General features: G+C 37.2%; 26 protein-coding genes, 2 tRNA genes, 1 rRNA gene and 1 pseudogene. 3 read left to right on the top strand and 27 right to left on the bottom strand.

Annotated features, from left to right (window positions below; translation table 11 throughout):
* Nucleotides 1–538 precede the first annotated feature (538 nt).
* From J2S10_RS26725 to groES, 13 genes are all read right to left on the bottom strand, one after another.
* Nucleotides 539–1,747, bottom strand: a complete 1,209-nt coding sequence (locus tag J2S10_RS26725) for a DUF6575 domain-containing protein (RefSeq protein WP_307414155.1) — start codon at nt 1,745–1,747, stop codon at nt 539–541.
* On the bottom strand, nt 1,734–2,120 hold the full coding sequence (locus tag J2S10_RS26720; protein WP_307414153.1) for a hypothetical protein: 387 nt from the start codon (nt 2,118–2,120) through the stop codon (nt 1,734–1,736). The genes J2S10_RS26725 and J2S10_RS26720 overlap by 14 nt, the downstream gene beginning before the upstream one ends.
* Nucleotides 2,121–2,560: 440 nt before the next feature.
* A complete protein-coding gene (locus J2S10_RS26715; RefSeq protein WP_307414151.1) occupies nt 2,561–3,064 on the bottom strand; it encodes a hypothetical protein in 504 nt (167 codons plus the stop codon).
* Nucleotides 3,061–3,351 (bottom strand): hypothetical protein, encoded by a 291-nt coding sequence (locus tag J2S10_RS26710; protein ID WP_307414149.1) that lies wholly within the window; start codon nt 3,349–3,351, stop codon nt 3,061–3,063. The genes J2S10_RS26715 and J2S10_RS26710 overlap by 4 nt, the downstream gene beginning before the upstream one ends.
* A gap of 25 nt (nt 3,352–3,376) precedes the next feature.
* Nucleotides 3,377–3,670, bottom strand: a complete 294-nt coding sequence (locus J2S10_RS26705; RefSeq protein WP_307414147.1) for a hypothetical protein — start codon at nt 3,668–3,670, stop codon at nt 3,377–3,379.
* A gap of 374 nt (nt 3,671–4,044) precedes the next feature.
* Nucleotides 4,045–5,220, bottom strand: a complete 1,176-nt coding sequence (locus tag J2S10_RS26700) for an AIPR family protein (protein ID WP_307414145.1) — start codon at nt 5,218–5,220, stop codon at nt 4,045–4,047.
* A 406-nt stretch (nt 5,221–5,626) separates the two neighbouring features.
* Nucleotides 5,627–6,808, bottom strand: coding sequence for a hypothetical protein (locus tag J2S10_RS26695; RefSeq protein ID WP_307414142.1), 1,182 nt, complete (start codon nt 6,806–6,808; stop codon nt 5,627–5,629).
* A gap of 615 nt (nt 6,809–7,423) precedes the next feature.
* Nucleotides 7,424–7,753: a phage lytic cycle repressor MrpR family protein gene (locus J2S10_RS27595; protein ID WP_370876299.1), complete on the bottom strand. Its 330-nt coding sequence runs from the start codon at nt 7,751–7,753 to the stop codon at nt 7,424–7,426.
* A gap of 47 nt (nt 7,754–7,800) precedes the next feature.
* On the bottom strand, nt 7,801–8,190 hold the full coding sequence (locus J2S10_RS26690) for a GIY-YIG nuclease family protein (protein ID WP_307414140.1): 390 nt from the start codon (nt 8,188–8,190) through the stop codon (nt 7,801–7,803).
* 51 nt (nt 8,191–8,241) lie between these two features.
* Complete coding sequence (locus tag J2S10_RS26685) at nt 8,242–8,934, bottom strand: hypothetical protein (RefSeq protein ID WP_307414138.1); 693 nt, start codon at nt 8,932–8,934, stop codon at nt 8,242–8,244.
* A gap of 191 nt (nt 8,935–9,125) precedes the next feature.
* Complete coding sequence (locus J2S10_RS26680) at nt 9,126–10,037, bottom strand: tyrosine-type recombinase/integrase (protein ID WP_307414136.1); 912 nt, start codon at nt 10,035–10,037, stop codon at nt 9,126–9,128.
* 126 nt (nt 10,038–10,163) lie between these two features.
* Nucleotides 10,164–11,795 (bottom strand): chaperonin GroEL, encoded by a 1,632-nt coding sequence (groL, locus tag J2S10_RS26675; protein WP_307414134.1) that lies wholly within the window; start codon nt 11,793–11,795, stop codon nt 10,164–10,166.
* Between the two features lie 54 nt (nt 11,796–11,849).
* Nucleotides 11,850–12,137 (bottom strand): co-chaperone GroES, encoded by a 288-nt coding sequence (groES, locus tag J2S10_RS26670; protein ID WP_307414132.1) that lies wholly within the window; start codon nt 12,135–12,137, stop codon nt 11,850–11,852.
* A gap of 445 nt (nt 12,138–12,582) precedes the next feature.
* Between groES and J2S10_RS26665 the strand changes: the two genes are divergently transcribed.
* On the top strand, nt 12,583–13,305 hold the full coding sequence (locus J2S10_RS26665) for a CPBP family intramembrane glutamic endopeptidase (protein ID WP_307414130.1): 723 nt from the start codon (nt 12,583–12,585) through the stop codon (nt 13,303–13,305).
* Nucleotides 13,302–13,499 (top strand): YdiK family protein, encoded by a 198-nt coding sequence (locus J2S10_RS26660; RefSeq protein WP_307414128.1) that lies wholly within the window; start codon nt 13,302–13,304, stop codon nt 13,497–13,499. Before J2S10_RS26665 ends, J2S10_RS26660 begins: the two co-directional genes overlap by 4 nt.
* Before the next feature lie 38 nt (nt 13,500–13,537).
* On the opposite strand, the pseudogene J2S10_RS26655 reads toward J2S10_RS26660, so the two are convergent.
* The 6 genes and pseudogenes from J2S10_RS26655 to moaC all read right to left on the bottom strand — a co-directional run.
* Nucleotides 13,538–13,957, bottom strand: a pseudogene (locus J2S10_RS26655) (MFS transporter); the annotation flags it as partial.
* 7 nt (nt 13,958–13,964) lie between these two features.
* On the bottom strand, nt 13,965–14,675 hold the full coding sequence (locus tag J2S10_RS26650) for a cytoplasmic protein (RefSeq protein WP_307414127.1): 711 nt from the start codon (nt 14,673–14,675) through the stop codon (nt 13,965–13,967).
* Nucleotides 14,676–14,689: 14 nt separating this feature from the next.
* Nucleotides 14,690–15,403 carry a bactofilin family protein gene (locus J2S10_RS26645; protein ID WP_307414126.1) on the bottom strand — a complete coding sequence of 238 codons (714 nt, stop codon included), beginning with the start codon at nt 15,401–15,403 and terminating at the stop codon, nt 14,690–14,692.
* Between the two features lie 12 nt (nt 15,404–15,415).
* Nucleotides 15,416–16,039 (bottom strand): YhbD family protein, encoded by a 624-nt coding sequence (locus J2S10_RS26640; protein ID WP_307414124.1) that lies wholly within the window; start codon nt 16,037–16,039, stop codon nt 15,416–15,418.
* Between the two features lie 126 nt (nt 16,040–16,165).
* Nucleotides 16,166–16,822 carry a redox-sensing transcriptional repressor Rex gene (locus J2S10_RS26635; RefSeq protein ID WP_307414122.1) on the bottom strand — a complete coding sequence of 219 codons (657 nt, stop codon included), beginning with the start codon at nt 16,820–16,822 and terminating at the stop codon, nt 16,166–16,168.
* A 27-nt stretch (nt 16,823–16,849) separates the two neighbouring features.
* A complete protein-coding gene (gene moaC, locus J2S10_RS26630; protein ID WP_307414120.1) occupies nt 16,850–17,356 on the bottom strand; it encodes a cyclic pyranopterin monophosphate synthase MoaC in 507 nt (168 codons plus the stop codon).
* Nucleotides 17,357–17,543: 187 nt separating this feature from the next.
* Between moaC and J2S10_RS26625 the strand changes: the two genes are divergently transcribed.
* Complete coding sequence (locus J2S10_RS26625) at nt 17,544–19,466, top strand: ABC-F family ATP-binding cassette domain-containing protein (RefSeq protein ID WP_307414118.1); 1,923 nt, start codon at nt 17,544–17,546, stop codon at nt 19,464–19,466.
* Nucleotides 19,467–19,851: 385 nt separating this feature from the next.
* Here J2S10_RS26625 and tsaD read toward each other — a convergent pair whose 3' ends face one another.
* The 8 genes from tsaD to rrf all read right to left on the bottom strand — a co-directional run.
* On the bottom strand, nt 19,852–20,877 hold the full coding sequence (gene tsaD / locus J2S10_RS26620) for a tRNA (adenosine(37)-N6)-threonylcarbamoyltransferase complex transferase subunit TsaD (protein WP_307414117.1): 1,026 nt from the start codon (nt 20,875–20,877) through the stop codon (nt 19,852–19,854).
* Nucleotides 20,874–21,323 carry a ribosomal protein S18-alanine N-acetyltransferase gene (rimI, locus tag J2S10_RS26615; RefSeq protein ID WP_307414115.1) on the bottom strand — a complete coding sequence of 150 codons (450 nt, stop codon included), beginning with the start codon at nt 21,321–21,323 and terminating at the stop codon, nt 20,874–20,876. Before rimI ends, tsaD begins: the two co-directional genes overlap by 4 nt.
* A gap of 20 nt (nt 21,324–21,343) precedes the next feature.
* Nucleotides 21,344–22,042, bottom strand: a complete 699-nt coding sequence (gene tsaB, locus J2S10_RS26610) for a tRNA (adenosine(37)-N6)-threonylcarbamoyltransferase complex dimerization subunit type 1 TsaB (RefSeq protein ID WP_307414113.1) — start codon at nt 22,040–22,042, stop codon at nt 21,344–21,346.
* Nucleotides 22,039–22,494, bottom strand: coding sequence for a tRNA (adenosine(37)-N6)-threonylcarbamoyltransferase complex ATPase subunit type 1 TsaE (tsaE, locus tag J2S10_RS26605; RefSeq protein ID WP_307414111.1), 456 nt, complete (start codon nt 22,492–22,494; stop codon nt 22,039–22,041). Before tsaE ends, tsaB begins: the two co-directional genes overlap by 4 nt.
* 166 nt (nt 22,495–22,660) lie before the next feature.
* Nucleotides 22,661–22,737 (bottom strand) — tRNA-Asp (locus tag J2S10_RS26600).
* Nucleotides 22,738–22,740: 3 nt separating this feature from the next.
* Nucleotides 22,741–22,814 (bottom strand) — tRNA-Met (locus tag J2S10_RS26595).
* A gap of 19 nt (nt 22,815–22,833) precedes the next feature.
* Complete coding sequence (locus J2S10_RS26590; protein ID WP_307414109.1) at nt 22,834–22,968, bottom strand: hypothetical protein; 135 nt, start codon at nt 22,966–22,968, stop codon at nt 22,834–22,836.
* Nucleotides 22,969–23,039: 71 nt separating this feature from the next.
* Nucleotides 23,040–23,130 (bottom strand): 5S ribosomal RNA (gene rrf, locus J2S10_RS26585); the annotation flags it as partial.

The raw sequence follows: 23,130 nt of genomic DNA, 5'->3' as shown, positions 1-23,130 counted from the left end.
ATGTATCCATTGTACTACAAATATACAATAATTGGTGTAAATGCGGAAGTTAGCAGTCCTTTTAGTCATCATAATTTTAAATCAATTGGAAGTTATTTTGGTAATGAATAAAATCGATATTTCATTAATTGTCGTCATCTAACTTACTCCACAAAAAAAGCATTTAATCATATCTAGGAATGATGCTCACTCTATAGAATTTAAGTAAGACATTCTTCACTGTTTAAAGGAAATAGCAATGGCATTCGGATTAATCAATGGTGAATTCGCCACCCATCATAGACTGTTTGAGAATGTTGATTTATCAAGGTTTTATATTACTTTTGGAAGGTTATGAATTGCAATTATGGTTGTTTATTACAAGCTATCTCGATCGTTAAAAGCAATAATCTCTATTCAAACAATCACCTTATTTCACTGTTTTAGATTGCAGCGATTCGTGGGTAATTAACTCAAGAGGATAATAAAAACCACCATGCATCACGCACTAGTGGTCTTGTTGGTCAATCATGAATTAACTCAATAATACTTACCATGATTACTCAGGCTGTTCAAAATGTACCAAAATAAACTTTTGGGAATGTTCATCTTCTACATAGTCATTAATAATTTCTTTTTCAATTGTAGCTTTAATTAGACTTGGAACTCTAAATTTAATGTTTTGATCGTTTTTCAACCTTTTAAATAAGTCCTTTGACATTCTGCCACCAATTTCACCATTGCCCGTTGAAATTCTAAAATTATTATTAATAGTATTAACAGATGTCAATAAACCTTCTAATTCAATTTTCTCTGTGTATTTTTCATTCTTTTTACGAAGGATATTAGTTAAAATGTCGAGCTTATTGTATGAGTCTTTATCAAATTTAACCTGTTTATGAAGTTTGTCTGATTTCGTTGTTGCTTCTAATTTGATTGAAAACTCATTTTCTTTTATATCTTTAAGCAATTTTTTAACACTCTTAATTGTTTCCAATGAATATTCTTCATCAATTTCAATTTGTTCTTCGATTTCAGATGGATTTTTATGTTCTATGTCATCAATCAATTCAAAAAGGTTATTCAAGGATTTTTCTGGGACTTCAAACAAGTCAGCCTCTAAAGGCTCAGTTCGTAACCACACACCAAAAGATGAAGGCTGGAAAGAGTCGACTCTTAAGTTAATTGGATAACTTGATTTTTCTCCAATTAGCTTGCTTCCAATATCATTCGCAATATCGTTAATTGATTTTTTAAGATTGCTCAAGACTTCAATAAATAAATCTAATCCTATATCATGACTGTTATTAGGGTCTTTTAATACAATTTTAAACCTAGAACTATCAATGAGGTCATGTTCTATTCTAACTAAGTTTCTTTTTGTAACATAATCAAATTCCACAAAGAAATCTTCTTCTGGGAAACTCTCTGGGTCAAAATTACTTGAATTAACTAATTCAATATTCACTTCTTCATTGGGTTGGTTTAAATTTGAATCAACGTATAGATGATAAAGACGTTGCTTCTTTAATAGGCGATTTAGTAAATTTGATACGGATAACCTTTGTTCAATTAAATCTTTGCGTTCTTTATTAGTGATTTTGCTAAAGAGCCATTTATCCACATTCTCTTCAATTTCCTCTATATAATAATTCAGAAACAACTCACCATAAGGAGATTTTGAAATGAAAAATAGAGGGAAATCATAATACTCAAAAGTATGAATAATCTCCGACTGTTCTAAGTCGGAATATTTAATTGTTTTCACCTCTATCCTCCCCTCCTAGAAAAATTTTTAGCATATCTACATCTTTATACAGCCATAAATTTAGGTGATTGTTTATAGTATGATGTGCGCCGCATTCAGATGTTATTTGACCCACCATAAATTTTTTATTTCTTAAACCTTTAATTCTTTTGCCTGCAATTTTTGCAGCTTCTAGTGTCGTAAAAAACGAAAGAGCAAGTGCTTCACATGTTTTATGTGGTGGGTACGGTTTATTTCTCTCTTTATGATTAAGAAAATCAATTTCTTGAACAATATCATTTTCGATAAATCTATAAACAGGTTCAACATCATTTTCTTCCGCTTCCGCTGGCGGGCATTGTGCTGGCATGTCAGCTTGACTTTTAAAAACCATTATTATATCCTTTCCCCTCTTTTTTATTCTATATACTTAGCCATAATGTTTAATTAGACGAATTTTTATAATTCAAATATACCAGTCAAATAGGCTTTAGGGATGATTTCGACAATAAAAGACAGGAAAAATTTGAGTCGTGTCGGAAATTTACAGAATGTGTGTGTGAATGAGAGTGGTTTCTGTATTACAACAACATAACTATCATTCCTACTCTATAGAAGACTTTCATTTGTCCTCAGACTCAATACTAAGCAAACCTTGAACCATGAAGAGCATACAATCCAGAAAAAGACATCCAACTAATTTGGATGCCCTTCTTAAAACTATTTCACTTGTTCTTGTAACACTTCTTTTAACAATTCAATCGCATTTTCTTCACTTGGGACATTTGTTTCTAGTTCATCTCGTAAATAAGAAAAAACTGTTTTTTCAAACGACTACTCTAATATATTCCACTCTCTATAAACTTTCCAAATCGCTTGGTATTTAGAAGTGGATTCGGGTTGAAAAAACCCATTATGAGCCTTGTCCTCAACAATTCTCTTAATTTCACTAAAGTATAGTTTTTTAAAACGATCTTTATCTATTTTATCGTCTAGGTACAATCCACATGCACTTTCATATGCGTTTACGTTACTTTCCATCGCAGATTTCATTAAACTCATCAAGGTATTTTTCACCTGCTCAGCTGCATTCAGAGGTAATTCTGAGATTTTAATAGTAATATTCATTACGTTCCGCTTGGTTTCTTCTATCGTTTGATTTAATTGTAATTCAGTTTGTCCAGATACAAACTGATTATTTCTCTCGACTAAGCTATTATATTCACCACTTAACTTATTCGATTTATTATTCGCACTTGCAGAAACAACTATTGATATAATTGAAATTACTGCACTAATTGTTGCAACAATCACTGTAATTAATTCATTACCACTCATTTCCTACCCCCGTTGAGCATTTCAAGTGCATTAGTAATTAGGATTAAATAATATTTATTATCAGCGGATTTTTCAATATAATTTAGTCCATATTGTATTAAATTTGAACTTAACTGTTCATGTATATATTCCAGTATCCATATCTTATCACTAGCACTTATGGTTTTTTTGGTTTTTATATAAGTTAAGTTATCTATTTCATTTATTATAGATTTCACTAGTTGTACTTTTGAGCTAGAACTCTTGATGTTTTCAACGTAGTGCTTAGCTAATTCCTCTTTAGTCAAGATTATTCACCCCTAAACCATAGAATTACTTTGAAGTACGGTTTAATATTTCTAGAGCATTCTTGATTAAATCTAGATAATACTTATTATCAAATTGCTCATTTAAAAGTAATCTACCATCAATCAATCTCGGTGGTAAAGCTAATTCTTGATAAAGCTTTTCTAATAATCTTTTCTTTACTTCAATAGTAATTGGTTCTTTTGAAATGGAGTCAACAAGAACATCTATTTCTTGTAACACTCTTTTAATATCATACTCTTTGTTTTTTGATAATTGAATTCTTTTTACCCAAGTCTCAACTAATTCCGACTCTTTCAAAAAAAGCTGCCCCCTCTTTAAACCTCTACCGTTGCATAATAACATAGTTTTTTACAAGATTCTACATATTTTCCATTAGTGTAAAATAGCATTAAATACAAAAAAATATTTCACAAGGAATTCAATATAATATAACCCTAATAAAATCAAAATTTCATTAAGTATAACGAATAAACCCAAAGGGAATGTACAATACATTCCCTTAAAGCAACTATCAATTTATTTCAACGAAATTACCTTGATTTATATGTTATCACTACGAGGTTGGAAACTTTATTATGTAATTCAAGATATACGACGTTTAATTCATTTACTTAATATATTACTTAATTAGTAATAAAAAGGGCTACAGAATATCTGTAGCCCTTTCACAATTAATTATCATCTTGTTCTTCTAAAAGAGCGGATAATAATTCACTATAAGTTGATGACCATGTAACGGTGTTTTTCCCTAACGCATTAGGATCTTTACCTACTGCATTATATGCTGATTGGACAGAACTCATTAAACGTGGACCATGTTTTTTCCAAACGCTTAATACTTCATCAAATCCACCTTTTTTCTTCCATACGTACAATCCGCTTTTTGGATCTTCCTTAACAAACCAACGGAAAGCTGCCAGTACTGGGAATAAAGCACCTTTAGAAAGGTATACCTTTGTTTCTTTGTCAATAAAAATTAATTCAATCGGTGATTTTGTACGTTTCTCAACGTAACCTAAAGCACCAGCTTTACCACCTTGCTTATTATGCATCAACGGTCCTTCTAACTTAATCGTATCATGAAGTACCAGAATATCTTTCAAAATCAAGCGTAGCTTTCCAAAACTCTCGGGATGCTCCTCGAATTGGGCAAGACACTTCGCTTTTGCTGAATAAGCATATTTAGGATGCTTATCTGCTACATTACCTTCTAAAGAATTGATATCAATGTTAAATAACACCATAATTGAAATCAACTCACGAATATCCATTGGCAAATTCAAGTTTTCCACGTATGAAATCTTGTCTGCATATGACTCATTTTTAAGGACTTCCTTAATCCAATCAAAAGCACCTTTTTGGTTTAAAATACTTTCTGAGTGTACTTGAACAGAAGTATTTAATCCCATCGCCATTTCTGCAACAAAATCAGGATGGACGTTAGTTGTAATCTTTACTAACACATACTGATCGCCAACTTCTTTTGCATTTTTTTTCATAATTTCAAACGAATGTTTCCCATTTGCTAGCCCCTCAGAAGAATTGAAACCAACTTCATACTGATCTTTCTCTGTATTTTTCACATAAGAAGCAATAATATCAAGACCCTTATTCTTCAAATGGAAAGTATACGGAGTTGAAGCACCTTTATTCAAGAAAGAATCTAACACTTCTTGATAAACTGCTAAATCTGTATTGGATGGACGTGGATTTGGGTTTGCAGGAATTGATTCAGGTAAATCTTGTGCAGCCACCCACATAAAATGATGTTCCTTCTTCGGGTCAATCGGGTCTGGCATTCTTCGTGCGAATTTCGAACGTAACAAAATAGTAGTAAGTGCTACCATTTTCAACATCTCCTCTTTGTGTACAACCATCCAGTTGCCACTATTGTATTAGCCAAGTCCATGGCTTAGTTAGAATATAACAAAAAAAATAAAATATTGCAATTAATTGTATCTTGACCGAAATGAATTATATCTCCCTTACAACTTGAAAGCTCAGATTCCCTCTTCTTTATCCCATATCTGTAACAGTAATACAGTACCACTACCATGGTATCTAAATTTTGAAATTCATCTTTCGGTTTTGAGACATAAGGCTACTCACTCCATTTAGATAACAGTTACTTTTTGGTTTTCCGTATAAAGACGGGTTTTATTAGTTCATGTAAGTCGATGTTATAATTTCTGACCCTTTGTTCAATCTTCTGATCCAATATACAAAAAAGAGAGCCTCTATTAAGAGACTCCTTCAAAGTGTATTATTTGCTATAGACTTTAGCTTATACAAATCGAATAGCTGCCCCATTCGCTCCATATATAAGTTCTGCAAGTGTAACCTCTTAACGCCTAGGTCATATCCTGTAATGATATCCTCCAGTTCTTTCTGCGTGTAAAAGTATCTAATTAGTTCTTCATCTTCTGCTGTTGCAAACCCAACCTTCATCTCCTTGTATTCCTTTAGCTTTTGCTTGTGGCGTTTCTCTGCCTTCTTCATGAAGTTAGCTTTACGCTTAAGCACATAGTTCGCTTCATTTTGATTTATGAATAGGTCTTTATTATTGACATAGGCTTCTAATTCTTCGGCGCAATACGTTTCAAGATATCGCTGCACTACTTTACTTGTAGCCTTCAATATCACAGCGTATTCTTTCCAGTAATACTTAATGCCTAGGACATTGCCAAACTCATCTTTTACTTCTGCTAATGCTTGTTTCCATTCGAGCTTAAAGTTTTTAACCTTTTTAGCATTACGATGTGCAGTTAGATTGAATTCAACAACATCATGTTTCTTCATTAGATCCCGTCTAGTCTTTTGGATTTTCTTCATTATTTCGGGATTGATGTTGACTTTACCATCTTTACCATATCCCATCCAGTTTTCATAGAATAAGATAATACCACATTTCTTCATATGCTCTAAGGTCTTAACCAATTGTCCATATATCTCAAGGCAGTGAAGTGTAAATTCATCTAATAGCTTCGTTTGGTCTTCTTCAAGAAGACCATTCTCAATAGCCAAATCAATATGTTTTTGACGTAGAGTACTGCTGTGTCTAGAAAGTAATAAGTCAGATTCAAGTTCTGAAATTAGTCCAAATTCAACTGCCCATTTACCTAAACTCATACTAGCTTGTTTCGTCATATCGTATTCTAAGTGAACCGCTACAATTATGTCCATTGGGATTCTATGTTCAACTTGTTCTCGCCCACTTCTTACACGACCGTCTTTCTTCATGACCTTTTCAACACGCTTAGTACATACGTATATGTTACTCCTGCCTAGTTTAACAATTTCCACTATATATTCCTGCTCAGCCGTTTTAATAATAGACTCTCTAGTTCTTGACCCTAGTTTACCATCCCTTTTGAACTTAGCCTTCTGCACCTTCGTCCCAAATTTCATTACAAATTCTTCTGTTGTTAATGTCACTATAATTACCTACTTTCTATTAGAGGACTGCCTATGACAGCCATTTTTACTCCCTCCTTACATAAATTAGTTAGGTTTTTACAGATTATTAGACCCTTTAAAATAGCGTGCAAATTTTGTCGTAATATATTAATACTACCCAGATTTATATTATGTCAAAAGATGCACACTTTTAATAACCATACAACCCTTGATATGATTAATGATTCATTTATAGGTCTGAGCTTGATGGGGTCGACACCTTTAGGTGGCGAAGTGACCCGCAGGGAGCGTCCCGCTAACGACCGTAGGGAGGCGGCAGAGTGAGCGAAGCGAATGCCCTTTATTTAACAAAACTCAAACTCTGCTATCAAAGTAACACAAAAAAGGAGAGAATCTACATACAATCCCCCGTTAGAAAGCACACTTATCCCTGTGATATGTAGGCATGAATAGCCCTATCCTATGATTAACTCATAGCTTTTACAGAAATATATTGTGTGCCTCCTAAAGAGGCGGGTGCATGTAAAGTCTCTCCTTCATAGTTTAATTGTTAATTATACAGATGTAATATACGATTATTAATTTTAGTACATATATTATAGCACTATCATTCTAGTAATACAATAGCCTCATTCAAAAACAGCTTTTCCACCTGAGGTATTTTGTGGCATTTTCCTTTTTACCTAAGTACTTGTAATAATTTATCTCATTTATCGAACGCCTTTGTTGCCTTGCAAAATCCAAATATATTCTCAATCTAGAAATATGATTTTGAATACTCCTTAAACTCTTTGCGTTTAATGAATATAAGAATTCTTCAGCTTCTTCGAATGTAAAGTCGTACAAGTCCTTCTGTGCTTTCTCTTCAAATATACTGGCTTTCTTAAAACGAACTTCATCTACTCTACGGGTACTAGCTGCATACTCAGCTAAAAAACTGTTTTTAAATTCTCTATTATAAATATCTTTTGACTTACATTCGAATCCGAACTTGATATCTTGGAGTTCTTCTAATAGTGTTGAAAGTAACCTTCTTCGCTATGATTTTGATGTATGTAATTTACAACTTGTTGATAAACAATCTCTGGTATCGTCACCTCTCCAGTTATTACCTTTTGAATTCGATTTCCTCTTCTTTGTTTATATCCCCATCCAATCCTAGAAAACAACTCTATTAGAACTAATTCACAAAGCTCATGCTCAGTAGACTCAAAAATTATCTCAAAGGAAAAGTTTTTCTCTCCTACCCTGCAATAGTCTATTTGTAATTGCTCATTTCTTTCTCTTTCATTTTCTAATGCTAAACGATGTTCGTTAAGTCTTACATCCCCACCCCTTGTTGTTCCACCTAAGTAAATTAAACCAGTTAAATTATTTGTAATAGCATAGACTACACCCATTTTTATGCCCTCTCTCCTTTACTTCCAAAATCAATTTTACTAATGTAGCATCTAGTTTAACTTTTGCAACTTTCTAATTGCCCTCCAATGACTACCAACTTGGACATTATTAACCTTAGTAAGCTTAATAATGGTATCTCCATGTACTTTTATTCTTTTATCATGAATCGCATACATCTTAACACCATCCAAATCTTCCAAGAGGTCAGCTGACCATATTTTCTTATTTAGCTTCATTTGTGCCTCATGAAAGGTAGCAAAACGCTTATTATATATCTGCCTGTATTCTTCAAGGACAGATAACTGTAAAAGGTAATCGGGAAAATCCTCCACCTTTTGATAGTAATGACGGTTAATAGATGAAAATGGAGTAGATTTTAAAGATTTATTCTCAGAGCATACTTGGTGAGCAACATTATATTTTCGAGGAATTACCTGAGTTCTAACACTAAGTCTTCTAAGGATTTCCTTGGTGTCCTCGGATAGATACTTATTAGTTTTTCTTCTTGACCGTTTTAGATGGCTTTTTAAACCATTGGAATCAAAAAGTATTAAACCTCCCTTAAAATTGTAGTAGTCGAGGAAAGAAATTAACTCCTTAAATGCTGAAGCCTCTGCAATGTTGTTATTCGTTTGATTAATTACGATCCTTTTTGATATTTTACTTTTATCTTCAAAGAAGATTACAAATGCTAAAATTGCATTTTGATTTCGGATTGAAGCATCTGTATAAGCGACAAACATCTAATCCCCCTTTAAAAGATTTTTTGCATTAGTAATTGTACTAAACCAGAAGTTTACTGGAATAGATTTGAAGAAAGGAGAAAAATGGAGAAAAAGCGAGGGGATCTAAGCAATTGATAGAAATTGCAAATAAATCTAACTTTTTTAAAGATTAAAGAGAACAGCCATTTGACTGCTCTCTTTTTTCCCACTTACACATCTAATGAATTTAGTGGATTATACTTGTCATTCTGCTCCCTTAGCTCGTTCCCCCACATAGCAACATACTTCATCGTAACTGCAATATTTTGGTGTCTCATAAGCTTCTGAATGGCAAAGGCACTCATTCCAGACATTGCAAGCCTATGGCAAAATGTATGGCGAAACGTATGGGCGGATACCCGTAAATCTTTAAAATTCATTTTTTGCCCTAGATATTTGAAAACTAACATCAATGAATTGTCGGTCATTTGAGTGTTATCCCGTTTTACAAAAACATAATCACTTATAGTTCCCCAATATTGCTTGCAAAAGGATTGATATCCTGCCAGTTCTTTTACCAACTTATCTGTAATGGGAATCGTTTCTTTTCTTCTACTTTTTCCAAAAACAGATATTGTTTTATTGATGAAATCAATATCAGACCACTGCAGATTTATGACTTCACCTCGTCTAATTCCAGTACCAAGAATCGTCACAATAATCATGTAATCTCGATAAGCTACATAGCTTTTTTCACGTTGTTTTATCCTTCTGTAAAAGTTCAACATCTGCCGTATTTGTTCATCACTGAAGACATCGATCTTGATATCTTCTTTTTGCTTTTTAACTTTCTTGGCAGGATTAGTTTTAATAACCTCACATTCCACCATATAATTTAAAAATGCCCGTATTCTCAATAGCTTGGTATTGATTGTACTAGCCTTGTCTCCTTTTTCTTGGCAATTTAAAAGGTATTGTCGCACATGACTGTAGGTAATGTCTTCAGCGTTTACCACTTGATTCTCAATGCAGTAATCCACAAACTTACCTAATAGCATTTCATAATTTTTGATATTCGTCTTGGTTGTGTTCTTGAAACGTCTGTCATCCAAAAAGTCTTGATAAGCAAATTTTAACAACACAAAAAACCACTCCCTAAATTTTTATAGGAAGTGGTTATTGCTATTGATATAAATAATTTACATGACTACTTCTCAAAATGGGGGGAAAATAGCTATAACTATTTCTCAGATTGTGGCTTAAACGCCTTACATCATGCCGCCCATTCCGCCCATGCCGCCCATATCAGGCATGCCCATGCCTTTGTTTTCTTCCGGCTTGTCAGCAACAACTGCTTCAGTTGTTAAGAACATAGCCGCAACAGATGCAGCATTTTGAAGAGCTGAACGAGTAACTTTAGTTGGGTCAACGATACCGGCTTCGATCATGTTTACCCATTCGCCAGTAGCAGCGTTGAAGCCTGTTCCAACAGCTTCACGCTTTAAGCGATCCACGATTACAGATCCTTCAAGACCTGCATTGTGAGCGATTGTGCGTACAGGCTCTTCCATCGCACGTAATACGATGTTGATACCAGTTGCTACGTCACCTTCAGCTTGAATTTCAGCCACTTTGCTGAATACGTTTAGAAGGGCTACACCACCACCGGATACGATCCCTTCTTCAACTGCAGCACGAGTAGAGTTCAAAGCGTCTTCGATACGTAGCTTGCGCTCTTTTAATTCTGTTTCAGTAGCAGCACCGACTTTGATTACCGCTACACCGCCAGCTAATTTCGCTAAGCGCTCTTGTAATTTTTCACGATCAAATTCAGAAGTAGTTTCTTCTAATTGAACTCGGATTTGGTTCACACGGGCAGCAATTGCTTCCGCTTCGCCGGCACCCTCAACGATTGTTGTGTTTTCTTTTGTCACAACAACTTTAGAAGCGCGGCCCAGAGAATCGATTGTTGCAGATTTAAGGTCACGGCCAAGCTCTTCAGTGATGACTTCACCGCCGGTTAAAGCAGCGATATCTTCAAGCATTGCTTTACGACGGTCACCAAAACCAGGAGCCTTAACAGCAACTGCATTGAAAGTTCCGCGAAGTTTGTTCACTACTAAAGTAGAAAGTGCTTCACCTTCGATGTCTTCAGCAACAAGTAATAATGGCTTACCTTGTTGAACAACTTGTTCTAGAACAGGAAGGATTTCTTGAATGCTGGAAATCTTCTTGTCAGTGATTAAGATGTACGGGTTTTCTAAAACAGCTTCCATTTTGTCTGTATTGGTTACCATGTAAGCTGAAACGTATCCACGATCGAATTGCATACCTTCTACAACGTCCAATTCAGTTGTGAAGCCTTTTGACTCTTCGATTGTGATAACGCCGTCGTTACCAACGCGTTCCATAGCTTCTGCAATCAATTGGCCAACTTCTTCGTCAGCTGCAGAAATTGCCGCAACTTGAGCGATTGAAGCTTTGTTTTCGATTGGTTTAGAAATAGCTTTTAATTCTTCAACAGCAGCAGAAACTGCTTTTTCGATTCCTTTACGGATACCCATAGGGTTAGCACCGGCAGTTACGTTCTTTAAGCCTTCACGAATCATCGCTTGAGCAAGAACAGTTGCAGTTGTTGTACCGTCACCGGCAACATCGTTTGTTTTGCTGGCTACTTCAGCTACAAGCTTGGCGCCCATGTTTTCGAATGCATCTTCTAATTCAATTTCTTTCGCAATGGTTACACCGTCATTTGTGATTAATGGTGAGCCGAATTTTTTCTCAAGAACCACGTTGCGTCCTTTTGGTCCAAGAGTAACTTTTACTGCATTTGCAAGTGCATCCACACCTCGAAGCATTGCACGTCGAGCGTCTTCACTAAACATAATCTCTTTAGCCATTGTTCAAAAACCTCCTCAAATAGTCAAAAAAATTTATTTTTTTAGGAATAATCCTTATGCGCCTACAACAGCAAGAATATCGCTTTCACGTAAAATTAAATATTCAGTACCCTCGAATTTCACTTCTGTACCAGCGTATTTTGAGAAGATAATGCGATTGCCTACAGAAACTTCTAGTGCTACACGTTCTCCGCTTTCAAGCACGCGACCAGTACCAACGGCAACAACTTTTCCTTCCTGAGGCTTTTCTTTAGCTGAGTCCGGTAAAACGATACCGCTTGCAGTTTTTTCTTCTGATTCAACAAGCTCAATAACAATGCGATCACCTAATGGTCTTAACAAATCAAACAACCTCCTCAAAAATATATGTAATTCTGACATTATTAGCACTCTCTTGTTATGAGTGCTAACACAATTATTATAATAATGAATCTGAAAATCTTTTGCAAGTGTGATGCATAAAATTTTTCAAAAAAGAAAGCTACTTTTTCACAACCTTAAAAGTATGTGATTAACATGTAATTCTATACATTATTTTTGAAAGTAACTCTTCAAAATTGATACTCGAGCTGATTTAAGAGTAGAATGAAGAATAGTGCAAAAAGAAAAGCGGAAGCGCCCGTTTAGCGTACAACAGGACTGGAGCGCTTCGACTGAGATAAAGGAAACACGGAGCTGCTAAAGATTCGATGTTGACTTATCGTAGGGAGAAGAGCGAAGTATACTAGTCGCTGGGCTGCTTGCGCTAGACAGTTATCGAATTTCAAAGAAAAAAGGAGATTACAATTTGAAAAGGGAATATTGGATGATCATAATTGTTTATCTTGTTATGCAGTTTTCCAGCCTTATCGGGGTTCCCCTGTTGATGTTAGGCTTTAAAACATTAGGAATAAGCACAAAGCTTGCAGTTCCTTATTGGCTCATCATCAGCTTTTCCATTGCCTTGATCATAGTCCTTCTTATCCTACGAAAAGAAATGAAGCAATTTAACCTTAACCAAAGAGGAACCGGCTTCAGCCGTTCAGTTATCTGGGCAATTTTCGGTGTCTTCATAGCCTTATTTGCTCAATCTATAGCCGCAAATATTGAGCAGCTCCTCGGAATTGAAATGGGCTCAGAAAATACAAAGGATATTATTAAAATTATTGATTCTTTTCCGTTAGCTATATTAGTCAGTTCCATTTTCGGCCCTATACTGGAAGAAATCATTTTTCGAAAAATAATTTTCGGTGCTCTTTATAAACGCTATAACTTTTTTGTTTCTGCTTTCATCAGCTCGCTCATTTTTGCCTTAGCCCATATGGAGCCTAAGCATATTCTCATTTATTCGGCGATGGGGTTTACGTTTGCGTTTCTCTATGTTAAAACAAAACATATCATTGTCCCTATTTTTGCCCATGTAGCGATGAATACTATGGTTGTCATCCTTCAATCTGCCTACAAGAACGATATCGAGAAACTTATTCACGGCGCTGAGAAAGTGCAAAACTTCATCGGAGGATTTTTATGAGACGTTCACCGTTGTTTTCCGGCTTCATTTATCTCCTGCTCGGTTCTTTATTTACTTACTTTGCGATCCAGGATGTGCAAAAAAGCGGCTGGAGTTTTTTCAGTTATCTCCTTGTCGTGTTAGCGACGTTTGATTTTGGCTCAGGAATTAGAATGATTTTCTTTTATATTAAATTTAAGGATAAATTGAAATAAGAAAAGAGGCTGACACCATACCGTCAGCCTCTTTGTTTTTATTGAGAAACCGATTCTTTCTTGATCACCATTCTCTCTGTTCCTAAAATAACAATAAAGAGGAAGGCCAAGAAGGCGGGAACAAGTGCCTATGTAAAAGTATGGATAATGGAACCGGACAGCGCATCCGTGATTTTGGATAAAATAGGTGCTGGTATGTGACTTCTTGCCTGCTCCGATAATAAGGCACGTGAATCCCCAAAGGACTGGCCTTTTGGCAGTGGTCCCATTCCGGAAAAAGCATCCTCCAGTTTCCCATTAAAACTATTTCTTTGGATGGTTCCAAATATGGTAATCCCAATCGTCATTCCCAATGACCGGATAAAGTTGCTCGTTGAAGTCGCCGAGCCGCGCTGGTGGATGCCAAATGGAGGCATCGCCGCCATACTTAACACAGAAAAAGAGAACCCGACCCCAAACCTCCTTTTAGATCTTTTTCTGAGTTTTTATCGTTGAACTAGGGTCATGCGTCAAGACATTTCGATACTCCACCAATCCGATTTGACAGCCGGGTCCGATTTTAACGTCATTACCCCTGACGATTTCTGCCTTTGTATTTTCTAAATGGATATCATCCCCTTCGATTATCTTGGCTGTAAGGGACCCAATTCCTTTTCCAAATGGCAGCAGCGAGTTTTTCTTTTTCTTAATAGTGATTTTCCCGCCGCCGATTTCCTCTGCCGTGCTTTGACCAAAGCGCAAACCGACCTTAATCGTATCTGCAGTTAATAATCCTTTGATTTCAAAACCGCCGCTTGAATCGAATGCCTCGTATTCGACATCACCCTTTACCGATATATTTCCTTTAATAACCGCTTTATCACCGCTTAATCTTTCACCGACTACAAGCAAGCCAAATATCTTTATTTTTTTCAAATGCGCTTTGCCGCCGACCTCCATGGTCCCCATAACCAACGTTTCATCCGCTTCGATATTGCCATTGACATTTGCTTCACCAAGGATTTTTACAGAACCTGTTTTGACATTTTGTTCGGAATCACTAGTTCCATATACATTAAAAGCAGAGGATTCAACATCATTTACAATCGTGCCCTCGCCTCTAATACTGATTTTGTCGTAATGTCCGCCGGGATAACTTCCCGATCCATTGATAATTAGGTTTTCGCCTTTTCTCATTGAATTGCCCCCCATTAGATTTTTCTGCTATCTCCCACAAGTGCTTTTTTATCAATAAAAGCTTCACCTGTATACTCAACAACGTCAATTCTACAATTAGGACCAATCGTAATTTGATTTCCGCGGACTACTTTCGCTGTCGTATTTTCAAGGACAATTTTGTCCCCTTCAATTAATTCCGTTTCAAGCTGGGTTTGAAAAAGAGGCTTCAATAATTGACCGAATAGCGATCCTTTATGTTTCACTGTAATCGTTTGGCCGCCGATTTCTTTAGCTTTTGATTCACCATAAAGGTTAATCTCAATTTGATCGGCGTTTAATAGCCCGCCAATAACAAACTGGGATTCTGCTTTAAAAATTTCCGCCTCACAATCTTCTCCAACCTTTAGGTGACCTTTTATTTTTATTTCCTCACATTTTACTTTTCCACCCACAGCAGCGGTCCCTGAAACATTCAAATTTTCCACATACAAGTTTTGATCAATTTTTGCCGTCCCCTCAATCGAAAGAACCTTCCCTTCAATATTTCCTTTGAACTTGGCTTTACCGTTTACTTTTGTTTTATCTGATTTAACGTTTCCAGTTACAGTACCAAACCCATTACATTCAAATTCAGTGCAATCCACATCATTGTTAACTGTACCGAAACCATTAATCGTTACAAGATGGAATTGACCGCCGCCCGATGCCCCAAAGCCATTGATGACCAAGTCTCCTTTTTGGTTCATATTCATTCTCCTTTAAAGTAATTTTGATTTAATCTCTTCCATACAGGTCATCAACGAGAGCTGCGTGACAATTTTCGTCCCCCGCTCAAAAAGGAATGCTTCGGCATTAATCAATAAAAGACAGGATGAAACTCCCAGTTTTCTCGTAATTACTAATTCGCTGCTTTTCTGTTTAATTAAGGGTTTATTGTCCTTTAGCACCTGAAGCAGCATTTTCCCTTCATCGAGATTAATTTCACCTGATTGCAGCAGCTTCTCTAAAACAAACACTTCAAGCATTCTTGAAAAATCAAATTGCTGACCGCCTTTTTCCTGTTCCAAGTAAAAATCGACAACCATTGTCGAAACAATGTTACGTTTTATTAATTCATCCTTCGTTAAATTTAAATCAGTGACATTTGGTGAAAACATGTCGGCCAGTTCGTCTAAGGAAAGATTCTCTTTCATCGTTTGAATTTTTTCGATTCTTTCTAAAATCTTTTCTTTTGGGAAAAAGGTTTCCTGACCGGTGAACGTTGATTTCCGCACAAACCATTCTTCCGGAATGAGGTCCTTTCGTTTCCATCTATATAATTGCCCATACGATATCCCGGCCAGTTCTAATAAATCCTTTTTAGAGATTAACTCCTCGCTCATTTTGAAAACCCCTTTCATGAAATTAATGTAACATAACACTGTTACGTTGTAAAGTCGATAATTTGGGGTCCCTATTCCAAAAGAAAAAGACCTTTCCGCGATATTTTCGCGAAAAGGTCTTTGTTTCTACTCTGCTTCAATTTCCTCTGTCGGATAATGCTTTAAAAAATATACTAGTGATTGAAGCTCTACTGCTAAGTCAATATGATGCACTCTTATGGAAGACGGAACATTTAACCTTGCAGGAGTGAAATTTAAAATCCCCTTAACATTTGCTTTCACAAGCCGGTCTGTAATTATCTGGGCAGCAGGAGCGGGCACTGTTAAAATCGCAACCGGTATATTTTCATTGGATAAATACTCCTCCAAATTATCCATAGGAAGAATAGGGACGTCCCCAATCAATGTTCCCATTTTTTCAGGATCGACATCGAAGGCACATGCAATTTTTGTATTATTATTTTTCAAAAAATTATAATTTAAAAAGGCGGTTCCAAGATTACCTACCCCGATTAAGGCTACCTTTGTGAGCTCATCCTGGTCAAGTGTTTTACGGAAGAAGGTTAATAGGTAATTTACATTGTAACCATAGCCTTTTTTCCCTAATGCTCCGAAATAGGAAAAATCCCTTCGAATGGTGGCAGAGTCCACTTTTACTGCTTCACTTAATTCTGCTGAAGAAACTCGCTGCTTACCGGAAGCATGGAGGTTTTGTATAAATCGATAATATAACGGCAGCCGTTTTGCGGTCGCCTGTGGTATTTTCATCGTTTCATTTATCATTTGACTCCTACACCCCGCATGTATGGTTTAGTATATTATATTACTTGACTGGGTTCTTTGAAAGTCGCCGTTTTTTCCGCCTGTTTTCTCCACTAAATAGGTAGGTCCTATTACCATACCTTTATCAACTGCCTTACACATGTCATAAACAGTCAACGCACAAGCAGCCGCTGCTGTTAGCGCTTCCATTTCAACACCTGTGCTTCCTTTTGTTTTTACAGATGCAGAAATATTTAATTTGTACTGATCTTTGTTAGCTTGTTCCCATATAAAGGTAATATTTACACCTGTTAATGGAATTGGGTGGCACATTGGAATGATGTCCCATGTTTTTTTGGCAGCCATAACAGCCGCTACTTGAGCCACTGCTAACACATCGCCTTTTTTCATTTCATTATTCGTTACTTTTTCATAAATCTCTTTACTAACTGCAATGCTGGAATGGGCAAGCGCAGTGCGGACCGTTTCTGGTTTATCACTTACGTCAACCATTTTCGCTCTGCCTTCTTCATTAAAATGAGTAAATTCTGTCATATTTAAAAGCCTCCAATTAAATCATACACTATTTTTTCTTCTATGTGTGTGAAACTTTGAGCGAATTTGTGTGAATGAATATTTTTTTCATTCGACAAATTCCTTTCGAGCTTTGCAATTAACAGCAGTTTATTGCCGACAAACCGGGATTAAGGTACACTATTCGTATGTAATAGAGGTGAAAAAAATGATTTTGTTACAAGTAAATCAACTGGCAAAATACTATGGTGCTGAACTTATTTTATCGAATATAAAACTGGAATTACAAACACGTGACCGTGTAGCACTCGTTGGCCGCAACGGTGCAGGAAAATCGACATTATTGAAGATTATAGCGGGACACCTGTCACATGATGGCGGTGAGATTTTTAAGCCAAAGGAAGTAACCATCGGCTATTTAGCTCAAAATACAGGTTTAGAATCAAATTTGTCGATCTGGGAAGAAATGATGACTGTGTTTGAATCGCTTCAAACCATGGAAAAAACACTTCGTCACCTGGAAGAACAAATGGCGGACACTGATGCAATGAACAACAGTGGAAAATATGAAAGAATACTAAAAGAGTATGATGTGCTCCAAGTGAAATTTAAGGAACAAGGAGGCTATCAATACGAGGCCGATATTCGCTCTGTTTTGCACGGTTTGAAATTTCGTGATCATGGAGTGATGATTTCCAGCTTAAGCGGCGGACAAAAAACAAGGCTCGCATTAGGAAAGCTCCTGTTAACAAGGCCCGATATTTTAATTTTGGACGAGCCTACCAACCATCTTGATATTGACACTCTTTCCTGGCTTGAACAATATCTGCAAAGCTATGAGGGTGCCATTTTAATTGTCTCCCATGACCGCTATTTTTTGGATAAAGTAGTATCCCAGGTATATGAGGTCTCCCGAAAGCAAATTCAAAAATTTCCGGGTAACTATAGTGCCTACCTTGAGCAAAAGGCAGCCAACTATGAACGTGATATGAAGCTTTACGAGAAGCAGCAGCAGGAGGTTGCAAATTTACAGGACTTCATCCAGCGCAACCTGGCTCGGGCGTCAACCACCAAAAGAGCACAAAGCCGCCGTAAAAAGCTTGAGAAAATGGAAATCATGGATCGACCGCTCGGAGACGAAAAATCTGCTTCCTTCACCTTTGAAATCGAAAAGCAAAGCGGAAATGATGTCCTGACAGTGGATTCTCTTGCGGTTGGGTATCATGGTGAAAAGGTATCAGAGTCGATTTCCTTCCGCGCATATCGCGGCGAAAGCATTGCCCTAGTGGGTCCTAACGGTATCGGAAAATCAACCTTGTTAAAGACGATTATTAAAAAGCTGCCTGAGCTTGCAGGGACCATCCGTTACGGAACGAACCTTTCAATCGGATACTACGACCAGGAACAAGCTGAGTTGAGGTCCAATAAGCGTGTTTTGAATGAATTGTGGGATGATTACCCATTAAAAAGTGAAAAAGAAATCAGAACGGTATTAGGAAATTTCCTCTTCTCCGGTGAAGATGTCTTAAAAATTGTTTCAACATTAAGCGGCGGTGAGAAAGCACGTCTTGCCCTTGCCAAGCTCATGCTGGAGAAGGCGAATGTGTTGATTTTAGACGAGCCTACCAACCATCTTGACCTTGATAGTAAAGAAGTACTTGAAAATGCGCTTATTGACTATCCCGGGACGATCTTATTTGTCTCACATGACAGGTATTTTATTAATCGAATCGCCACGAAGGTATTAGAACTAAGCCCCAGCGGCAGTACGGAATATCTGGGTGATTATGATTATTATGTAGAAAAAAAGACGGAACAGGCAGAACTTGAAGCATTGGCTGCCACTGCTGCTGCTGTAAAAAATGGACCAAATGGAGAGCTTGCAGAAAAAAATTCCTATCAACAGGATAAGGAAAGCAAAAAACTGGAACGGCAGCGAAAAAGAAAAGTAGAAGAAATGGAATTACGAATTGAAGAGTTGGAAGAACAAATTCAGGATTATGAGCAACAATTATGCGAGCCGGAAATCTTCCAAAATCACGAAAAGGTTTTAGAAATCAACTTAAATAGTGAAAAAGCAAAAGCGGAGCTTGATCAACTCATGGAAGAGTGGGCCGAGCTTGCTGAATAATGACCAGGCAGCATTGCCTGGTTTTTATTTGTTTTTTTCCGAGAAGTCATATAAACCTGTTTAAAAAATCGACATTATTTATGGTATATCAACAAAATTCAAAGAAATATCGACAAAATTCCGAGCAATATCGACAAATTTCCCAATTGATCTCATCATTTTTTTAAGAAAAAGTCATGTTATTCTACCTTTTCCACAGGCTTATACACATTCAAAAGGGTACTTCTACAACTCTCCTTAGACTTTTCCACATTATCCACAAAAAACCCCCTATTTATCCACATTATCAACAGATTATCGTAGAGTTATCCACAAAATTATTTTTTTACACGTTTCTGAATAATATTTTATCCACAAAAAAACTAACCCGGAAAAGAGTTAGTCTTTAATGATTATAGATTTCTATATCGAGCCCAGGGAGGGCATTAAGAGATAGATCCGCTCTTATTCCCCTTTCAAACATAATACTTCCAACAGCTGCAATCATGGCCGCATTATCCGTACATAAGGATAGCGGCGGAATGACTAATTCAATCGACTCTTTTTCTGAAAATGCCTTTTCCAGCGCAGCTCTAAGTCCTTTATTTGCGGCAACGCCACCCGCAACTACTACTTGTTTCACTCCGTATTCAGCAACAGCCTTTTCAGTTTTTTTCACTAATACTTCAATGACACTTGCTTGAAAGCTCGCTGCAAGATCTTCGGGAGCAATTATTTCGCCGCGTTGTTCAGCATTATGAACCGTGTTGATTACAGCTGATTTTAAGCCGCTGAAGCTAAAATCATATGATCCTTCCTCAAGCCAAGCGCGTGGTAAATCAATGTTCGGGCTGCCTTCTGCTGCTAATCGATCAATATGAGGCCCCCCCGGATAAGGGAGATTTAATGTTCGTGCCACCTTGTCATAGGCTTCCCCGGCTGCATCATCTCTCGTTTCACCGATTACTTCGAAGTGACCATGCTCTTTCATATAAACAAGCTCTGTATGGCCGCCTGACACGACTAGAGCTAGAAGTGGAAAATTCAACTCTGTTACTAAACGGTTGGCATAAATATGACCCGCAATATGATGCACCGGAACAAGCGGGATACCATGGGCAAAAGCAAGTGCCTTAGCCGCGTTGACGCCTATCAAAAGCGCGCCCACCAATCCGGGCCCTTCAGTAACAGCAATGGCATTAATATCCGAAAAAGTAAGATTTGCCCGATTCAATGCCTCTTCAATTACAATGGTGATTTGTTCTACGTGATGGCGTGAAGCAATTTCCGGAACAACCCCGCCAAAGCGCTTATGACTTTCAATTTGTGAAGCAACCACATTTGCAGCTATTTCCCGGCCATTTTTTATAATCGCAACGGCAGTCTCGTCACAGCTTGTCTCAATACCCAATACAAATTGGTCTTTTTTCATAAATTCACCCACATCACTAATCCATCTTCTTGATTGTCAGAATAATAATTTTTTCGAATCCCGCCATTTTGGAAACCTAATTTTCGGTAAAGGGATTGGGCAACATGATTGGTTACCCGCACTTCAAGAGTCATACTCTTTGCACCCATTTCCATAGCAACAGTCATTAACTTTTTCAACAATGCTTCACCAAGCTTTCGACCTCGATATTCAGGAAGGATGGCAACATTGGTTACATGGGCTTCATCGATCACAATCCAAGCCCCACAGTAACCAATAATTTTTTTGTCTTCCTCGAGAACAATATAAACCGCAAATTTGTTATTGTATAATTCATTATAAAAAGCTTCCCGGCTCCAAGGTGTAGCAAAGGATGCATGCTCAACTATTAAAATTTGGTCAATATCCTCTTCCCTCATATTACGAAAAACAAAAGAATCTACCATATCAATAATTCCTATCCTTTTTAAATTTTTCCTTTTGCTTCCAACCACTTTGCTTCCGCTTCGGCTAAGCGTATATAGTTGGGAACAAATGTATGGACGTCTTCCCCTTGTTTGTACATGCCCAATTGTCCCAACTCTGAGGGCCTCGGATTATGTTCCGTTAGAGCGGCAAATACTGCTTGTTGTCCTAATATTTCTTCCGCTTTCGTCCGATGAATCAGTAAATCATTTCCGACAAAAAGGATGCGTTTAGAGAAATTCTTTAATTTTTCGGCCCAATCCGTTAACATCACTAATTGATCCTGTTCAACAGTAACAAGCTCTCCATCCCGGAACTGAAATAACCCCGTATAGACTTGTCCTCTTCTTGCATCAAATAACGGAGATATATAGCCATCAAAGTAGCGGCCCGTTCCGGAAGCAAGAATTTCAAGACTGGATATTCCTACAAGCGGAATATTTAATGTCCAAGCTAATGTTTTGGCAATCGTGACACCAATTCTCACTCCTGTATAGGAGCCTGGTCCTTTTGCAACCACAATTTTCGTTAAATCCGCCGGTACCTTTTCACAATCTTTCATAAGGGTCTGAATGGCTGGCATGATTCGAACAGAGTGGTTCTTTTTTAGGTTTGTTATATACTCGCCAAGAACTTGATTATCTTCTAAAAGCGCTACTCCTAACGCGTAGTTAGAAGTATCAATCGCTAATATTGTCATGAAAATATCTCCTTACATAATTGCTCATATCTTTTTCCCTTTGGCATGAGTACAATCTTCCTTTTTTCCTCATCTTCATGGTACAAGAAAATAGCCAAATGCTCACCGGGAAGCTGTTCTCCAATTAAATGAGCCCATTCCACTACTGTTACGCCATCACCTTCAAAGTATTCATCGAAGCCTAAGTCTTCGTATGAATCCGCTACACGGTATACATCCATATGATACAAAGGCAATCTACCTTTGTATTCCTTAATAATCGTAAATGTCGGGCTATTTACTGTTTTCTTTATTTCTAACCCTCGGGCCAATCCTTTTGTAAAGGTTGTTTTTCCAGCACCTAAATCCCCTTCTAACGCGATTAGATCACCCGGTTGTAAAAAACCGGCTATTTTTTCCGCAAATTGGGATGTTTCCTCCGGATTGGCTGTATTCATTTCATATTGATTCATTTAATCACCTTTTAATTATAGCATTGCTTAACACTATCTCCATTTTACCTTATTTTGCTTACAAAAAAACCTTAGGATGTCTCCTAAGGATGCAAAATTTATATGTAGTTTAAACGAAAATAAAAAAAACGAAACCTGGTTTCGTGTTTTTCTTAAATTTATTTTGTGGCGGTCTGGACGGGACTCGAACCCGCGACCTCCTGCGTGACAGGCAGGCATTCTAACCAACTGAACTACCAGACCAAATTGCGGAGGCAGGATTTGAACCTGCGACCTTCGGGTTATGAGCCCGACGAGCTACCAGACTGCTCCACCCCGCGACGGTAAAAATTATAAAATTTATCTATGCTCACAGTTTGTAACGACCGCCCCGATTTCAGAAAGCAACTCAAGCTGCGGTTCAATCGGTGCGCTGTAGATTATTCGAAGAAGATAATTCGAACGTGCTCCACCCCGCGACGGTAAAAATTTCACATTTCTATTGCACCATATTATTATGTGTCTTAAATCAATAAATTATGCATGCAATTTTTTAAAATTAAACAGCCTGGCAACGTCCTACTCTCACAGGGACTCGCGTCCCAACTACCATCGGCGCTGAGAAGCTTAACTTCCGTGTTCGGTATGGGAACGGGT

It is taken from the genome of Neobacillus ginsengisoli (assembly GCF_030813055.1).
This window is presented reverse-complemented; position numbering and strand designations above follow the sequence as displayed.

Bases quoted from the DNA above. Each gene is read 5' to 3' on its own strand.
- J2S10_RS26625 (WP_307414118.1), top strand. From the start codon at position 17,544: ATGATTTTGTTACAAGTAAATCAACTGGCAAAATACTATGGTGCTGAA.
- J2S10_RS26660 (WP_307414128.1), top strand. From the start codon at position 13,302: ATGAGACGTTCACCGTTGTTTTCCGGCTTCATTTATCTCCTGCTCGGT.
- J2S10_RS26720 (WP_307414153.1), bottom strand. From the start codon at position 2,120: ATGGTTTTTAAAAGTCAAGCTGACATGCCAGCACAATGCCCGCCAGCG.
- J2S10_RS26640 (WP_307414124.1), bottom strand. From the start codon at position 16,039: ATGAGCGAGGAGTTAATCTCTAAAAAGGATTTATTAGAACTGGCCGGG.
- J2S10_RS26645 (WP_307414126.1), bottom strand. From the start codon at position 15,403: ATGAACCAAAAAGGAGACTTGGTCATCAATGGCTTTGGGGCATCGGGC.
- J2S10_RS26715 (WP_307414151.1), bottom strand. From the start codon at position 3,064: ATGAGTGGTAATGAATTAATTACAGTGATTGTTGCAACAATTAGTGCA.
- rimI (WP_307414115.1), bottom strand. From the start codon at position 21,323: ATGGTAGATTCTTTTGTTTTTCGTAATATGAGGGAAGAGGATATTGAC.
- tsaB (WP_307414113.1), bottom strand. From the start codon at position 22,042: ATGACAATATTAGCGATTGATACTTCTAACTACGCGTTAGGAGTAGCG.
- J2S10_RS26685 (WP_307414138.1), bottom strand. From the start codon at position 8,934: ATGTTTGTCGCTTATACAGATGCTTCAATCCGAAATCAAAATGCAATT.
- J2S10_RS26650 (WP_307414127.1), bottom strand. From the start codon at position 14,675: ATGAGAAAAGGCGAAAACCTAATTATCAATGGATCGGGAAGTTATCCC.
- J2S10_RS26690 (WP_307414140.1), bottom strand. From the start codon at position 8,190: ATGGGTGTAGTCTATGCTATTACAAATAATTTAACTGGTTTAATTTAC.
- J2S10_RS26700 (WP_307414145.1), bottom strand. From the start codon at position 5,220: ATGGTAGCACTTACTACTATTTTGTTACGTTCGAAATTCGCACGAAGA.
- groL (WP_307414134.1), bottom strand. From the start codon at position 11,795: ATGGCTAAAGAGATTATGTTTAGTGAAGACGCTCGACGTGCAATGCTT.
- tsaD (WP_307414117.1), bottom strand. From the start codon at position 20,877: ATGAAAAAAGACCAATTTGTATTGGGTATTGAGACAAGCTGTGACGAG.
- tsaE (WP_307414111.1), bottom strand. From the start codon at position 22,494: ATGAATCAATATGAAATGAATACAGCCAATCCGGAGGAAACATCCCAA.
- J2S10_RS26635 (WP_307414122.1), bottom strand. From the start codon at position 16,822: ATGATAAATGAAACGATGAAAATACCACAGGCGACCGCAAAACGGCTG.
- moaC (WP_307414120.1), bottom strand. From the start codon at position 17,356: ATGACAGAATTTACTCATTTTAATGAAGAAGGCAGAGCGAAAATGGTT.